Source organism: Nocardia sp. bgisy134 (assembly GCF_965341865.1).
Taxonomy (GTDB): Bacteria; Actinomycetota; Actinomycetes; order Mycobacteriales; family Mycobacteriaceae; genus Nocardia.
This window is the reverse complement of record NZ_CBDQZP010000020.1, coordinates 1-16687: the sequence shown is the minus strand read 5'-3', so window position 1 is coordinate 16687 and position 16687 is coordinate 1. Positions and strand designations below refer to the sequence as shown.

Below are 16687 nucleotides of genomic sequence, written 5' to 3'. Positions count from 1 at the left end.
GGTGTGACGAGGCATCAGGACCAGCCGGAGGCGACGGCCACGGGCCGGATGTGGGAGCGGACCCGCCGTCGTGTTCGCGAGGAGATCGTGGACGTCGCTCTGGCACTGTTCCTGGACCAGGGATTCGAGAACACCACCGTCGACCAGGTCGTCGCCGCGGCCGGGATCTCCCGCCGGTCCTTCTTCCGCTATTTCGGCACGAAGGAGGACATCGTCTTCGGCGATCTGGCCGAGCAAGGCCCCGTCATCCTCGAAGGGCTGCGTGCGCGCCCTGACGACGAACCGATCTGGGAGGCACTGCGGCATGCGTTCGCCGCGCTGAACATCCGGGCGACACCCCAGCGCGGTCTCGCGATCGCCCGGCTGGTCGCCGCCAGCCCTGGTTTGCGGGCCGCCCACCTCGAAAAGCACTTGCGCTGGCAGGAACAACTCGCACCCGAGGTCGAACGGCGACTCGGCGACAGCGATGCCCCGCCCGGTCTACGCGGCCAAGCGATCGTGGCCACCGCGCTGGCGTGCCTCGACACAGCCACCGCTGTCTGGCTCGAGCACGAAGGCCAGGGCGGGATCGAGGAACTCGAACGGCTCTGTGACCGGGTGCTCACCGCCGTCCGCGACAGCTAGGGCACGGTCTTTCCGCGGCTTCTGCTCATAAGCTACCCATCGTGAACTACCTCGGATCCATCCGAAATCCCGTGCACGACGGGCTCTTCCTGGTGCTGTGTGATGCGGGGGCGCGGTTCGGCGGCTGGGATGTCCATGGCGACGAGCTCGCTGCCGAGGGCAGCACGCAACTGGTGCTCGACGGGTTGCGCGTCTACGTCGAGGAAGCCCACGGTCACGGCCACCACGAGGTGTGTCGCAGCGATGACGGAACCCTCTGGATCTCACCACCGGTCGAGCCGGGCGTCCGCCTGATTCCGGAGGACGACCTCGAACACGAGCCACGTACCGAGACCCATCCGATGGGGCTCAATGTCGGCGTAGGAGTAGCCGAAGATCTCACCCAGCACGAATACGGCGCGCTCAGTGGGGTCGAGGGTTTCGAGGACGACCAGCATGGCCGTCGACACGGTATCGGCCACTTCGGTCTCCTCAGCGGCGTTCGGCGCCGTGATCAGCGGTTCGGGAAGACATGGGCGGGCCGAGAAACCTGGTGGTTCCTCGGCCCCGGACCCCGGATCGTCATGCGGTCTTACGGGTGGCGCGGCCGCCCTTCGACAGCTGCACAGGGAGTTTCACGTAGCGGCTCACCTTGGCGGCCACCGGCGGGGTGCCGCTGACCTGCTCCTTGTAGATGACCGCGGCCTTGCCCTTGAGGTACCAGCGGTTCGGGGTGTCATCGGCGTTGGTGAACTGGATGACCCCGTCCTTGCGGCCCAGGCTCACCGGCTGGTGGAAGTAGCCGAAGCGCAACGGCTTCACCGTCTTTCCGCGCAGCAGCCGGGCGATGACGGTGGCGGTGTAGTCGGCGGTGACCACGCCGCTCTGGCAGGTGCCGTGGATCTGCCCCCAGGCCTGCCGCACCAGGGCGGCATCTCCGATGGCATGGATCTCCGGGTGCGACACCGAGCGCAGGGTGGGGTCGGTGATGATGAGTCCCTTCGCGTCGGTGGCGATTCCGGCCTGTTTGGCGAGCGGCGGCACTCGCACCCCGGTGGTCCACAGGATCAGGTCCGAGGGGACGAGTTCACCGGTGTCCAGACGCACGGCGTCGGGCAGCACCTTGGTGACCTTCACCCCGACCATGCGCACCACACCCAGCCGGTCCAGGACACGGTTCAGGTAGGCGCGGGCCTTCTCGCCCATCATGGAGCCGGGTTCGGCCGCGCTGACCAGGTTGACGGTCAGCCCGGGGTGCGCCTCGGCGATCTCGGCGGCCGCCTCGATTCCGGTGAGTCCGCCACCGCAGACAGTGACCGTGCCACCCACGGCGGCGATCTCGGTCAGCCGCTGCGAGAAGCGGTGTGCCAGACGGGGATCGTTGAGGGTCCAGGCATAATCCGCCGCACCGGGAACGGTGCTCGTGTCGGTGGCGCTGCCGAGGGCGTAGACCAGCGTGTCGTAGTAGAGGACCCCACCGTCGTCGAGGGTGACGATGCGGTCGGCGGTATCGATGGCGGTGGCGGCGGCCTGGTGGAATTCCACGCCGGTGCCCTTCAGCAGGTCCGAGATCTGGAAGTCGGTCAGTTCCTGACCCGTGGCGACCTGGTGCATGCGCAGCCGCTCGGTGAAGCGGGGCGAGGGGTTCACGAGGGTGATGCGGGTGTTCAGCTTGCGGGTGTAGCGGGCCAGCCGAGCCGTGGCGATCAGGCCGGTGTAGCCGCCGCCGAGGACAACTATCTGGTGGACAGTGGTGGTGTTCATCGCTTGCTCCCTGGGGCTCGTTCGTTGGGGTCGGCTAGGGGACAGGGCGGGCCCGGAGAACGTGACAATCCATTGCTGTGACCTGGGACACGCAACATCTCGCGTCGGTCATGCGAGCACACGGACTCCTCGTCGAGGGGTGATGACCTAGATCACAGTCCGCTTCTGTCAGGTTTCGCGCCGCTGTCCGGTTCAGGATGCGAACACCACCCAGACAGGAGTGAGACCATGACCCACCGCATCGTCGTTCTCGGCGCCGGATACGCCGGAGCCAACGCCGCCGGTCGCCTCGCCAAGCGGCTGCACCCCGCCGATGTCGAAATCACCCTCGTCAACGCCGATACCGAATTCGTCGAGCGGGTCCGCATGCACCAGCTGGCGGCAGGTCAGGAGCTGAAGAGCCGCGTGCTGACCGACGTCTTCGCGGACACGGGTGTGCGAGTGCAGCTGGCACGGGTGACCGCGGTCGATGCCGACCGCAAGACGGTCGACATCGTCGCCGCCCATGGCTCACGCGAGATCGCATACGACACTCTCGTTTACGCCCTCGGCAGCGCAGCCGCCGACTGCGGTGTGCCCGGTGTGGCCGAACACGCCTACGACATCGCAGGCAAGCAGTCCGCGCTACGGATGCGCGAGCGTCTGGCGAGCCTGGGAGCGGGTGCGACGGTACTGATCGTCGGTGGTGGACTCACCAGTATCGAAGCCGCCACCGAAATCGCCGAAGCCCGACCGGATCTCGACGTCGTCCTCGCTGCTCGCGGCGGCCTCGGCGCCTGGCTCAGCGGCAAGGCCCAACAGCACCTGCGCAAAGTCTTCGACCGGCTCGGCATCGGTGTGCACGAGAACACCGAGATCGCCCGCGTCCAGCGAACCGGCGCGGTCACCACCGGCGGTCGCACGATTCCGGCCCAAATGACCATATGGACAGCCGGTTTCGCCGTCCACCCGATCGCCGCGGCCACCACCCTGCAGGTGTCGGCGACCGGGCAGATCGTCGTCGACGACACGATGCGGTCGGTCTCGCACCCCGACGTCTACGCCGTCGGCGACGCCGCGCTCGCTCCCGGGGCGAACGGCGATCCGCTGCGTATGTCGTGCGCCTCGGGAGTCCCTACGGCCTACCAGGCCGCCGATGCCATCGCCGCACGCCTGACCGGCCGGAAGATCCCCCGCAATTCGATCGGCTACACCGCCCAGTGCATCAGCCTCGGCCGCCGCGACGCCATCGTGCAGTGGGTCACCCCCGAAGACCAGCCCAAGCCCTCCGCTCTCACCGGCAAGGCGGCCGCGCGACTCAAGGAGTTCATCTGCAAGAGCGCGGTCTGGAGCATCTCGCACCCGACATCGATGCTCCCGTCCCGTCGCCGACACATCACCACAGCCGAGCCGACCCGCGCCCTCACCGCGTGACGCCGCGCCGGACGGGGCAAGGTGTCGGACTCGACCACACAGTTCGTCACATTTTTTGAGACCTACAACTGTAGGGTCTCAGCGCTGACTTCATCTGCTGATGCTGTGACCAGTGCTACTTCATCGTGTCTCACCGCATGGTGATTTCTGTTGTCTCACGAAGCGCTTCATTTCCTATCCTCGCGTCGAAAGTTCAACTGTCCGCCCGCGCCCGCAAGAACCTACGCTCCGGCCCACCGCAGCGTCGAAGTGCTCTGGGCAGTGCCACGCGACCAAAGCCGCCACAACACGAAGCGCCACCCAAACGACAAAAACCGCCGCTTGACAACAACATTGAGATTCCCAGTGCCCGGCATCCGTGCGGTCGGCGACCTCAGCGGGTCGTTTGACGATCAGGTTTTCGGGACGGACGAACTTCTTGCCCGTCCGCGGGTGCGAGCTCTGGGGACGAGCAGCGCCCGTTAGGTGCGTAGGCACCCGGTCCATTCGCGGCGCAGCCCGCCGCGGCTACTGCCCTCCCGATTCCGTCTGGCGGATTGTGGTTGCGGTTGGGAAGCCTCCTGACCCGCCGGTCGCCCCGGCTTTTTGGTGAGACTAGGTCGGCAGTTGTGATCGGATGAATTACGATAGGTGGTGTGACGACTGCATGAGGCTTCTTATGTCTAGTATCCGGTCTTGAACGGTGCATGGACTAGATTAATTTCGCCAGTCATCCAGTAGTCTCGGCCGATCTTTTCCAAGTCGCCGGTCAGAAGAACGGGAATTTTATTTTGGTACGAAGAAATTGCCATCGCATGTAGCGCCCCATCGATAACTACGCGTATCTGCCGCCGCTCGCTGCGTCCTATAACTCCCCGGATAAGTGCGATTGACTTGTCTTCGTTGTCTGTAAACTGATCACGCTCCAGTCTGACTACGTATCCGTAGATAGTTTGCCTGACAGGCGGTGCATCACGTTGCCGGAACGTTTCCGTCAAGTATTGAAGTCCTGGTATTGTGTCTCTGTCCAAAGTCAGCCGGGTAACAGGTGGATGATGCACAGGTTCGGCAGGCGCCCACTTGAAATTAATGTCGAGTGCGCGTAATCCTTCAAATCTCGTCATTGTATGCAATGCGTCGCACAATTCGGCGCTTACGCCAGAATCAACTGCCAAGTCCAGGTCAGCGGTGCCACTGCTAATGTTCAAATTTGGCACCACCGCCAGCGCCCTCGCCAAAGTCGACATGACGCGACGCTGAAAGGAAGCAATTGAGAGGTCACGACTTTCGGATTCGGGATTCGTTCTGGAAGCACTCTCACGAGAAACGATGCCAGCTTCTAAGTTGCGACCAGCGCTGCTGCCTTCTTCTCCGCTGTAATCCACGCCATCTTGACTGTTGATAGCGTCGCCATCTCCGAGGGTTGTCACAATCGAAACGACAAAACTTCCACGCTGAGTATGGCCCATTCGAACGTCATCGTTCATGAACGCTCGCACTGCACTTGAGGCCCGACCGCGATGTGTCGGCCGCGGCTCAATTGTTGATCGAGCGGCTGCGGTGAGCAATTTAACCGAGCCGACGATAAGGTCTTGCGCCTGGACTATTGGAATGCTGTCGTACCGGATAAGTTCATCGGCTCGCAAAAGTAGCACGTCCGATCGAACTTGAATCACCGCACTGGCAAGTTGCTCAATGCTCCAGTCATTTATCTCGCAGAGTGTCCTCAGTGATTCATTGAATCGGATCGGGAAATCGCGCAGTCGCGTTGTGGTAGGTAGTCTGATACTCGGACGATCTTGCGCATCGCCGTGATGCCAAGTCTCGGATATATCGTCTGCATCCTCGAGAATCCATCCCGAACTTGACAGGAATGTCCCTAGGATATGCGGCGTAATTTTGAGGTCGACTGGAAGCGATTCGTTAAGAAGCTCCGATTTCAAGGCGTACCTCCATCGCCGACACGTTTCATAATGCCCAGCAAGGACGATACGTCGTACCGGTTCTTTTTTGGAACTTTTATTGTACGAGTAGTATTTGAGATACTTCCCCAGTCGCGAAGAGAAATCCAGTATCCGCGTGCTTCTATTCTGAATCTATCTGGATCGAAACTGACCCATGATTCAAAATTCTTTGGAACCATGACCACAATCAGGATAATTGGATTCATTCGACAGGGGTCGCGAAGGTCGTCGTAGTTGTAGTCTTTAAGCCGCCATTTGACGTATTCATCATTTTCCTCCGTCGACGAGGAGCATTTCAACTGGATATCAATGGAGGTTTTTCTATATTTTTTATGGTCGGCGACCTGTCGAACCGTTGCATCGACTGTTTCATCATCAATTCGGATATGCTCCAACTTGCACCGTGCGGCAGTTGCCACAGCATGGGCGTAAACGACTGAAAGCTGCTCTTTGCATTGTGGCGGTGCCAGACTCCCATACGGCACATCCGAATCGTGCACTGTAGGTAGAACATCGGTCACGCAGATTATCTACCACAGCTCTGATTGCGCTGCCTAGTAGATGTGGAATCTCGTCGAGCATCTGCGATCTTCGGCGAGCGCTGAGCGGCAACGTGTTTGAGCAGCAGTGCCACTCGGGTGGCTGCCGCTCACCGGCCGCCACCATGTGGGGGTCGGGCGCAATCTACGTTATCGACTTCAAGGCTGAATCTATCGCTGCAACTCGACGACCGCGGTGCACCTTGCCGGACTGGCGTCGCCTCGGACTGCGTCGCGACCGGATCGCCGGGACGGCTACACGAGCAGTTTCAACGCTTCGGCGTTGTCCATGTTGGCCGCCGAAGCGCCCACCGACAGGGGGATTTCAGCGTGGCAGACACACGTACATCTTCGAGCAAGCTTGCCGCAGTCGGCTGGGCTCGACCCTGGTCTATGCCCCGTTCGGCTCCCACCGACGTCGTGGCAATCATCACCCGCGACGCATCATTCAATCCATGGCCGCCAAGCTCGTCGACGAGCACGCGATGCAGGCGCTGCCATTGGCTCATCGGTCCATACAGCGAATTGCCGATGCGCTGTCCTCTCGTCGCTTGGTGCGGTGCTCCTGCCCTGCGGGCGCGGGGTGAACTTGGGCAGCAGTGGCGCGACCGGAACCTTCAGCTCTTCCGGCGCAGACCGGTTCAACAACCCGCTGGTCACGAGCCGAACATTGTGCGGCACAACCGGTTCCGACACGCCGCAAACGAACTACACCGACATGGGAGGCGGTCTTGCGGCAAGCTGGGAACTACCCAGGATTTTCAGTAGGCCGCTCGGAATGGAGGTTGTTCCAACTATGACTGTTGAACTTTCGAGCGAGCCTGTCGAGGTCCTGCGGTACGTCCACGCCAAGCTCGACAGCCACTTCCGGATCTTAAGTGAAGCACGCAAACAATTGGAGCCAGCGTCACCGGTTTTCGCATTGGAGCACGATCTGGGGGCCACGGACTATGATCTTCTGCTCAGCGGTGTTCGGAACGCTGTCTCCCAGGGGTTTTCTGCTAGGCATCGTCTGTCGTGGCTGCCGTTCGTCGTCTACGCGGCGGAGTCGGGGTACGACTACGTCGGCGACGAGTACTGGCCGAGTTTCGAGGAGTCGACGCCAGGGTGGCACAGCGATCAACGGCGCTGGATCAAGGACCGGTTCCTGAAGTTTGCAGACGAATATGGCGGTGCAGTGCCAACCGGAGCCTTCGCCAAGAACTTCACGATAATCGCATGGCCCATCGCGCATGCTGTACTGCCAACCTACCTGCAGCGCCAGCTCGCGCAACTTCTGTACGAGTTCCGTACGGGCTTATCCTCATCGCTCCTCGACGATCCCGTCGAACTCGGCATTCGGCTAGCCGTTCGGTCGCAGGGGTACACCGAGCGGTTTCGGATCTTCTGCCAAAATACGGCGCTCCTTGGCCAAGTCGCGGCCGCGCTGCTGTCGGGAGAAGACGAGAGCTCGCCGTATCTTGTCAGTTCGACGCTTAAGCGGCTGGTAGACGGGCTGTCGCGTGAGCGACAGTCACGCTTGTGGCTGGCGTCGGCACAACAGGCCGCAAGCCGGGTGCGAGCATCAGGATTCAAGAAGGCCACTGACTCGAAAAGGGAGGGTTACCAGACTAAGCGGGAGCGATTGCCGGCGCCCACCGATCCCCGGTTCTTTCTCCGCTATCTCGACGGCGTTTGGAACGCTTATGCCGAATTGCCGGACTTGATACCGCTGAGCGAGCGATTGCCGGAGGCATACGACGAACTGCGGACGATGCGCGCGCGTGTGACTGGCGCACGGAGACCGGTTCCCACCGGAGCGTTGATCTTCGGCGGGCAGGAAGTACGCTTCGACATGTGGCCGGATCCATCGAAGCCGTTCGTGCAGTTGGAGCATGGGACCGACCCGGTGAATAGCCTGATAGAGGATCAATGCGTCATGACGCGTGGTCCGTGGTGGCTATACCGCTGCGAGGGCGCCGGGCTTGCAATCGAAGTTAAGCGACAGATCGTCCGCGCTGGCCATCGCTACATCCTGGTCGGGCTGGAGACCCAGGCTGCCCCGAACGTTTCATGGTGTCGACAGGTTCCGATTCGGGCATCTGGGGTGAGTGCGTACGAGATCGACATGCCAAATCGCCTAACTGATGCTGACACCGCGCTCTTGGTGACGCACGGTATCTCTACTTTGTCGGGTCTCGCAGTCCGGCCAGTCGGCATAGTGGCCAGTGCTTGGGACGGCGAGGGCGCGGTCGAATGGCTCCCGGGTGAACCCGCCATCGTCGGGATCCGCGCTGACTCGCTGCCGTCTCATTGCCTTCTCATGGTGGATAACGATTCGCACTTCGTGCAGTGGCCTGGCGGTGAGTCCGAGTTGATCATCTCCCTAGAAGGACTCGATGTTGGTACTCACGATGTCACCGCGACATTTCACCGGAATTTTGGCCAGGAACTGGCGAAGGGCTCTTTGGCAATCACGATCCGCGATCCGCAGGTGCGGCCAGAAGGTGCTACCAGGGGCGAAGGCATGCGGCTGCTGGCGTCGCCAGCGCGACCAACGCTCGCCGAGCTATGGGACGAGCGCGCAACAGTTGTCGTCGATGGACCTCCAGGTGCCGCGGCAGATCTGACCGTAAGCTTGCTGGGCGGTGAAGGTAGCGAGTTGGTGAAGATCCGACGAACGGTACGGTTGCCGCTCACTGAAAAAGCTTGGACGGCCTGCACGAAGTCCATCCGCAACGACAAACTGTTCAAGGACTCGTATGACGAGGCTGAGTCCTGCGTGCTCACTGTGTCCCGCTGGGGCGTCGGCGCTGTCTCGCTCAGCTGTGAGCGGGGCTTTCAACCGTTTCGTTGGCGGTTTGGCAAGGAGCGCGATGGCTCCGTTGTTGCTACGTTGCACGACCGTACGGATGGCGGTCGCGCGACGGTCGAGTTCTTTGCCGTAGATGCACCGCTCGATGCAATCAGCAATACCTTTGGAGTAGACGTTGTGCTTCCGCCGCGAGGGGGCTTGCTGCGTGCCACGTCTGATGAATCCGAGGTCCTGGTGATCGCGCCGACGAACCCGAATGCGGTGTTTGCCCTCGGAAAGCTCCAGCCGTATGTGCCCTGCTATGGGAAGTCGCCGAACGACATTAGGCGGTTTATCCATGCGCACCGGAGGTGGGCAACAGCGCAGTTGCCGGCAGACCCGTTCGCGGTGTACCAGCAGCACGTCGCACTCGAAGCTATCGCGCGAGCCAATGTCATGTCGATTTGCGGCGCGCACTGGGCGCAGGTGGAACGCTCGGTCGAGCGAGCCGACGAACTAGTGGACCACTTGGACGAGATGCAGAGTGCTGTCGGCGTATCGGCCGCACATAGGTTTCTCGCTGCCGAGATCGGGCGCAACCTGTATCTATGGCTCACCCCACAGACACTGGAGGCTGGCTTCGCTGAGGTAATGAAGTCCACCTTCCGCAGAAACGGGATCAAGACGCCCTCAGCTGCACGATTCGTACTGACCCTCGCCGGACGACCGGGCGATGTAACCGAATGGAACGCTTGCGACCTCGATTATCTACTGGAGTGGGTCGTGGCGTCGCCAGTGTTATTGCGCGCGGCACGCTTCGCTGTACTCGGCACTAGGTCCATCAATACTGAGACTGCAGGGCGAGGCTTCTGATGAGAGTGTCGAGCCTGTCCCCGGATGAAGCGTCCAACTTGGCTACTCGGGTACTTGGCCTTGATCCGGACCGCATAGCGCTTACTGCTACTGAGGGGCTTGCAGCTTCTCTGCGGCGTGCTGCGTCGTTCATGTGCCCGACTAGCTCCAGCCGCCTGGTCGACGCCGTCCTCGGGGCTGTCCGGCCCGTGAGTGCCGATGACGCCGTCACGCGTGACGATTTGGCGGGGTTGGTCGATCTTCTTGTGGCAGGGGGAGATTTGCTCGAACTCCGTCACAACGTAGACAGTTCTGTCCGGCTCTTGTACCTCGGTCCGCCTTCGTACATCGAGCGTGAGCCCGGAACTTACCTTCTTCTCGGGATTCGACCGTTCGGGGCGCCGCTCGTGGACAAAGAACTCGGTGATGCGATCGAGCAGGATGCGCACCTCCGGAGCATCCGCCTTGATCCCGAGACAGCGGCCGAGCGAATGTCTGCCGCTGGACTCCAGCTGATCGATCGTGAGCAGTGGGTCGCGAGCCCGCGCCGCGAAGATGCTCAGGCTCTCTTGCATCGGCTCCGTAAGCACTTGGACGCCGCCAGGCCGAGTGGTGAGATCTCGGAGCTTCGTGTCTTGGATCCGCGCACCCCGGTCCGGTATTACAGGGGACGGTGGCGTCCTCCGAAGCCGGGGGACACCGGTGACTTCGTGGCACGCCGACCGCAGGCGTACGGTGCAGACCTGTGGTGCCTCGTCAGGCTGGAGGCCGGGTCGTTACAGAAGCTCGTCGAGTTTCCGATCGATAATCCAACGACCCCCGGACGCGACGAAGCCTGGAGGACGCAAATGGCAATGGATGCGGTGCGCGGCGTGCCGCAGTTCTATCGGAAGGCGCCCGCGGTAGGTAGTGCGACCGCCGTCGAGTTCTTCTCGCCGATCCCCGGGTTCACCGAACGTTACCTTCAGCTGGTCAGTTTGCCGCTCGTAGAACCGTCGGGTGCCTTGTTCTCGTTCCGCATACCCAGTGGGGCGATGCCAGCCCTAGAACGACTGCTGAGTGACATGCTCTGGATGGATGCAGTAAAGGAGGGACCACAGTGACAGTTGATGGGCCAACGATCGCCGAAACAGTTGCCGAGATTCAGGCAGCGCTCCGGGATTACATCGAGGCGACGTACCACGTAGGCCATCCGACAGTCATCGAACAACGTCGTCAACTTCTAGAGTCCGAAGGTGTGCTATTCCGGGAACCGTACATCGAGAGCACACCGCGCTACACCACGAATCGGACATTTGCAGAGCTTGATCTAGACGCTGCTGTCCGGGACTTGTTCGTGCCCCTGACACAGAAGGCAGGCGGCCTTGATGCCTTGCTGTATGACCCGCCATACACCCACCAGGCACAAGCGCTGGAGTGGTCAACTCGCGACGGCTCCAGTCTCGCGGTGACTACAGGTACCGGTTCTGGCAAGACGGAAACGTTCTTGCTACCGATGCTGGCAAAGCTCGCAGGCGAAGCGGCGCATCACCCCGAATCGTTCCGAACCGCCGCGGTGCGGGCCATAGTCCTCTACCCAATGAACGCACTGGTGAACGACCAACTCGGTCGTATGCGACTCCTGCTGGGCGACCCGCGGGTGACATCGCAGTTTGAGGCGTGGGCCGGCCGTCCGGCTCGCTTCGCCCGTTACACCAGCCGGACGCTGTACCCCGGGGTGCGCACTGCCAAGCGGGACCAGCAGCGACTCGGATCCATAGAAGACTTTTATGTGTTGCTCTACGACCGTGCGAAGGATTCGAGTTCGCAATGGCACGACCAAGCGGTCGAATTGATCGAGAAGCTGCAGTCTCGTGGTAAGTGGCCGGCCAAGCCCGATATCAAGAAGTGGTACGGCGAGAAGGGCACGCGCTGGCAAAACAACGCTGGCGAGTTCATTCGCGCAGTTATGCAGCCTGAAGACCCTGAATTGTTGACCCGCCACGAAGTGCTCGCCGCGCCGCCGGATGTGCTGATCACGAACTACTCAATGCTGGAGTACATGCTCATGCGGCCGCTCGAGCGGCCGGTCTTTGACACTACTCAACAGTGGCTCGCAGACAATCCCGACGAGCGTTTCCTCCTGATCGTCGACGAGGCACACCTCTACCGCGGTGCCGCGGGCGCCGAGGTTGCGCTCCTGCTCCGACGTCTTCGGGCGCGTCTTGGTATCGATCCCGAGCGGTTGCAGGTCATCACTACCAGCGCAAGTTTCGCGAGTGCTGGGTACGCCCGTGAGTTTGCCGCCCAACTTAGCGGCAAGGATGAAACCGAGTTCCGCACGGTCGAGGGCGAGTTGAGGTTGCGGACGGGCGCGGTTCCCGGGAAGCCCGAAGATGCAGTTGCGCTGGCGGCAGTGCCGATTACGGACTATTACGACGGGAACAACGATCCTGAGCGGCTTGAGGCAGTTACTGGCCTGCTTGCATATCGTGGCGTCACGCCAGGCGCCACACCGGTCGCGGAACTACTGTATGACGCGCTCAAGAGCTTCGGCCCGATGAGCATGGCGGTGAACGAGACCATGCAGAAAGCTCAGCCAGTCAGCGAACTCGGGCCCGCCCTATTCCCGGACACCGATGCTTTGCTCGCCGATCGGGCAGTCACAACGCTCATCGCCTTAGGGAGCGCTGCCCGTCCTGGACCAGACGAGCCCGGGCTCCTTCCATGTCGTGTGCATGCGTTCTTCCGAGGTCTGCCTGGACTTTGGGCGTGTCTCGCTCCTGACTGCTCCGAGCTTAACGACGAAGAGCTTCCAGGGCGGGGGCCTATCGGAAAACTCTACGCACAACCCCAGGCGACCTGTGGTTGTGGAGCGCGAGTCTTCGAATACTACACATGTCGGCACTGTGGCTCGTCCTATGCTCGCGCCTATACCGACGACTTGACTGAGCCGACCTTCTTGTGGCACGAACAGGGCGGTGCCTTCCAAGCTGCGGCGGGCACCATCCCCGAACTGTTCGCTCTCGACCTCCTACTCGAAAATCCGTCGCGCGATGCAGATATTGAGACTGCTGATCTCGATCTCGTCACGGGCCGACTCAACCCTGAGAAGCTAGGTTCGCGGTTCCGGACGCTCGCCATTCCTAAGCTGCGTGGCGGCGAGACAGTCATATTTGGGGATGATGACGAGGAGGAGACGAAGGCTAACGGTGAGTTCAAGCCGTGCGGCGTATGCGGACGGTTGGCGGGCTTTGGACGGTCATCGGTGCAGGACCACCAGACGAAGGGTGACCAGCCTTTCCAAGCACTCGTGACTCGTCAGATTGAAGTGCAACCGCCAAGTCGCGAATACTCGGACTTTGCGCCCCTTCGGGGTCGCAAAGTGCTGGCTTTCGCCGATTCCCGTCAGGTAGCGGCCCGGCTGGCGCCAAATCTACAGACTTACTCGATGCGCGACGTTATCCGTCCGCTGATCCTTCGGGGATGGCGTGACCTTGAGGCGCAACAGGTCATTAGCAATCAACTGAACCTTGAAAACCTGTTTCTCGCTGTAATGGTCGGAGCAAATCGGCTGTCGGTCCGGCTTCGACCGGAGCTACGGCAGGCCGAATCCATCCACGTTCTCAATGATGTTGGTAAGGCGATCGACAAGGGTGCGCTGGACGGTAACCACGCTGCCTTGGTCGAATTAATCATGCTTAATACTGTGCCGCCACTGTCGTTACTTCGGGCCATCTACGCGACGCTGACCGACAAATACTACGGCCTTTCGTCGCTGGGCTTGGCGTCGCTCCGCGAGACCGGGACACTGACCGAAAATCTGCTGGCGAAGCTCCCCGCCATCGACGGCATCGCGACCACCGATGAGGCGCGGCTGGCGCTTGTTCGATTGTGGCTATCGCATTGGTCGAATCCATCACCAGGGATTTGGTTTTCCTCAATGACCGAGGGGGAGTGGTGGAAAATAAAAGGGGGCGTCAAACCGCACAAGGGCAACTTTGCGGCGTTGGATCGGTGGCTCGGCACCCCTCCTGCGAAGAAGAAGTTCGCTCGCGCGTGGCTTCCCCTGCTGCAGCTGGCTTTGTGTGAGCCGGTGTCCGGTGGGAAGTTCCGCCTCTCCGCTAGCAAGGTCGCCTTGAGTACGGGAGGGATGTGGGCCTATTGCGAGCGGTGCAGGTACACGCAGCGTCCGTTCCCGGGACGCGCGAAGTGCGTGAGTTGCGGCCAGGACACTGTCCGAACATTGGACCCGGATCATGATGAGGTCTTTCAGGCGCGCAAGGGCTACTATCGCGCCAGTTCTGTACGGGCGCTGAAGGAACCGCCCGAGACACCGATGAGCATTATTGCACGTGAGCACACAGCCCAGCTAAACGTAGCGCAGTCCGACGAGGTTTTCTCGCGGGCGGAGCAGTATGAATTGCTCTTCCAGGACGTGAATGTCACGCTGCCTGGTTCCACTGAGCAGGAGCAGCCGGCGATCGATGTCCTTTCGTGCACCACGACCATGGAGGTCGGAATCGATATTGGCAGCTTATCGGGCGTCGCCCTGCGAAACATGCCGCCGTCACGGGCAAACTATCAACAGCGAGCTGGTCGCGCGGGCCGCCGCGGGTCCGCAGTCGCAACGGTGCTCGCTTTCGGCAGCGCGGACACGCATGATGATCACTACTTCCGCGACCCCGCTTCAATGATTCGCGGGAAGGTCGAGGACCCGATCCTCACGATGGACAACGGCGAAATTGCCCGACGGCATGTCACAGCGTACTTGCTGCAGCGGTACCACCAGGATCGTCTCCCTACGATCGCCCCAGAGGAGCAGCCTCAGCTCTTTGAGGTGCTCGGCAGCGTCAAGGCTTTTCTCGGCAAGTCCTCGACCCTCAATCGAACTGACTTCGAGGAATGGCTCAAGGAATGTGAGGCGGCGCTTCGTGCAGAAGTGGCGGGATGGCTGCCCGCAGAACTGGGCCCCGCCAAGACTATGATCCTCGACGGCATCGTGACTATGACGCTCGAAGACATCGACTGGGCGCTCGTTGTAGAGGACAGGGAGTCGCCCGACCCGGGGGAAGGCGACGCGGACTCTCAAGACATGGACGTTGAAGCCGATGGGCCAGCCGAGGATGGGGCTGAGTTGCCGAGCGAGCCCCGCAGCCAGACCAACCTGCTGGACAAACTGCTCTACAAGGGTGTCCTCCCGCGCTATGCGTTCCCGACAGACGTCGTATCCTTTCACGTGTTCGATGCCAACAAGTCTGAGCGCTTCCACACGGAGTTTCGCTACGCCCCGAGCCAAGGGCTCCCGGTCGCACTCAGCCAGTACGCGCCAGGCAAGGTCGTCTGGATCGACAATAAGGAGTGGACGTCGGGGGCGATCTATTCCTCGGTGCACTCGGATCGGTCCAAGGCATGGCAACAGCGTTGGCTCTACTTCGAGTGCCAGATATGTCACTATGCGATGCACCTACCACCGAGTAAGGCCGAGCGTGGTGAGAAGCGGGACTGCCCGGCGTGTGGCTCGGAGGGAAAGTTCGGCGAGGCGATGAACTGGATGCGTCCGCCAGGGTTCGCCCACAGAGTTACCAAGGAGCCCGGCACTAGCCCAGATGACGCGCCAGCGATAAGCTACGCGACCCGCGCCAAGCTGGTCGCCGAAGGGCCGAGCGAAGAGAGCGCTTGGACTGCCGTCACGGACGGCTTGGAACAGACATACCAGCGGTCGACATTGCTGGTGACCAACACTGGGCCGAGAAACGAGGGCTACAACTACTGCACAATGTGCGGTCTCGTGGAGCCAACGGCGCAAGCCACTGGCGAGGTCTTCGGTACGCACAAGAAGCCATACCCCGATGAGGACAACCCGGATTGCCCTGGCTCGATGTCGACGCGCGGCTTGGTGCTCGGTACCGACTTCATCTCGGACGTCCTGCTCGTACGGCTGCGGGTAAATAGTCCGGTTAAGCTTCAGCCCGCGCTATTGTCTACCCACGTCGCGCTCCGAACGATCGCCGAAGCACTGACGATCGCGGCCACGAAGCGTCTCGGCGTCGAGGCAACCGAGTTACAGGCCGAGTACAGACCAGCGCTCACGCCGCGCGGGCATGAGGGCCTGGAAGCAGAGATCTACCTGTACGACACGCTTGCCGGTGGCGCGGGGTTCACGCGGCGGGTGCGTGATTTCGGGTTGACAATCTTCGAGCAGACACTGGAGCGACTGGAGTCCTGCCCGGCTAACTGCGACGAGTCCTGCTACCAGTGTCTCCGGAGCTTCCGAAACCGCTTCGAGCACGGCCTGCTCGACCGCAAAGTCGGTGCCAGTTTGCTTCGGCACCTTCTGTACGGCACGGTTCCGACGCTCGACCAGATCAGGTTCGATCTGGCCGCTGACAAGCTCTTCACCGACCTCGACAGCCGCGATCTAAGCGACATTCATTTTGCGCGGAAGGCGGCGGTTGACGTGCCGGGTATCGGGACTGTAGAGGCGCCGATACTCGCAATGCGCGGTGCGCAGCAGTGGATTATAGGCGTGCACGGACCGCTGACGCCAGATATGCCGCCGACCAAGGAACTTGCCGATGCCAAGGAGTTCGGCGGAATCCAAGTGCCGCTGATCGACGATATGGTAATCGCCAGGAATTTGCCGTTTGCGACGGCCCAGGTCCTCAAGATGCTGTCATAGCGACTTAGGCTGTTCTCGCCACCGGCGTCACGATCTCGACCGCTCACGGTCCTGTCCATCTTTAGGACCGAATATCCCGCGCCAAAGGAGATCAGGACGAGAGAGGTGTCGGACGCCGGTTCAGGTTCGGGGGCGCGGG

General features: G+C 61.5%; 8 protein-coding genes and 1 pseudogene. 5 read left to right on the top strand and 4 right to left on the bottom strand.

Going from position 1 to position 16687, the window contains the following annotated elements:
• The first annotated feature begins 3 nt into the window (after positions 1-3).
• Entirely contained in the window at positions 4-624 is a 621-nt protein-coding gene (locus tag ACRWNM_RS29170) for a TetR/AcrR family transcriptional regulator (RefSeq protein WP_431971330.1), read from the top strand.
• A gap of 350 nt (positions 625-974) precedes the next feature.
• On the opposite strand, the pseudogene ACRWNM_RS29165 reads toward ACRWNM_RS29170, so the two are convergent.
• Both ACRWNM_RS29165 and ACRWNM_RS29160 read right to left on the bottom strand, forming a co-directional pair.
• A pseudogene (locus tag ACRWNM_RS29165) lies at positions 975-1139 on the bottom strand (RNA polymerase subunit sigma-24); the annotation flags it as partial.
• Between the two features lie 46 nt (positions 1140-1185).
• Positions 1186-2367 carry an NAD(P)/FAD-dependent oxidoreductase gene (locus ACRWNM_RS29160; protein WP_431971328.1) on the bottom strand — a complete coding sequence of 394 codons (1182 nt, stop codon included), beginning with the start codon at positions 2365-2367 and terminating at the stop codon, positions 1186-1188.
• A 228-nt stretch (positions 2368-2595) separates the two neighbouring features.
• Between ACRWNM_RS29160 and ACRWNM_RS29155 the strand changes: the two genes are divergently transcribed.
• Positions 2596-3780: an NAD(P)/FAD-dependent oxidoreductase gene (locus tag ACRWNM_RS29155; RefSeq protein WP_431971327.1), complete on the top strand. Its 1185-nt coding sequence runs from the start codon at positions 2596-2598 to the stop codon at positions 3778-3780.
• A 662-nt stretch (positions 3781-4442) separates the two neighbouring features.
• Here the strand turns inward: ACRWNM_RS29155 and ACRWNM_RS29150 are convergent.
• On the bottom strand, positions 4443-5702 hold the full coding sequence (locus ACRWNM_RS29150) for a hypothetical protein (RefSeq protein WP_431971326.1): 1260 nt from the start codon (positions 5700-5702) through the stop codon (positions 4443-4445).
• Positions 5699-6244, bottom strand: a complete 546-nt coding sequence (locus ACRWNM_RS29145) for a DUF4365 domain-containing protein (protein WP_431971325.1) — start codon at positions 6242-6244, stop codon at positions 5699-5701. The genes ACRWNM_RS29150 and ACRWNM_RS29145 overlap by 4 nt, the downstream gene beginning before the upstream one ends.
• 814 nt (positions 6245-7058) lie before the next feature.
• Between ACRWNM_RS29145 and ACRWNM_RS29140 the strand changes: the two genes are divergently transcribed.
• The 3 genes from ACRWNM_RS29140 (at position 7059) to ACRWNM_RS29130 (ending at position 16548) form a co-directional block, all read left to right on the top strand.
• Positions 7059-9908, top strand: coding sequence for a hypothetical protein (locus tag ACRWNM_RS29140; protein ID WP_431971324.1), 2850 nt, complete (start codon positions 7059-7061; stop codon positions 9906-9908).
• Positions 9909-10096: 188 nt separating this feature from the next.
• Positions 10097-10990: a hypothetical protein gene (locus ACRWNM_RS29135; RefSeq protein WP_431971323.1), complete on the top strand. Its 894-nt coding sequence runs from the start codon at positions 10097-10099 to the stop codon at positions 10988-10990.
• Entirely contained in the window at positions 10987-16548 is a 5562-nt protein-coding gene (locus tag ACRWNM_RS29130) for a DEAD/DEAH box helicase (protein ID WP_431971322.1), read from the top strand. Before ACRWNM_RS29135 ends, ACRWNM_RS29130 begins: the two co-directional genes overlap by 4 nt.
• Positions 16549-16687: the final 139 nt, after the last annotated feature.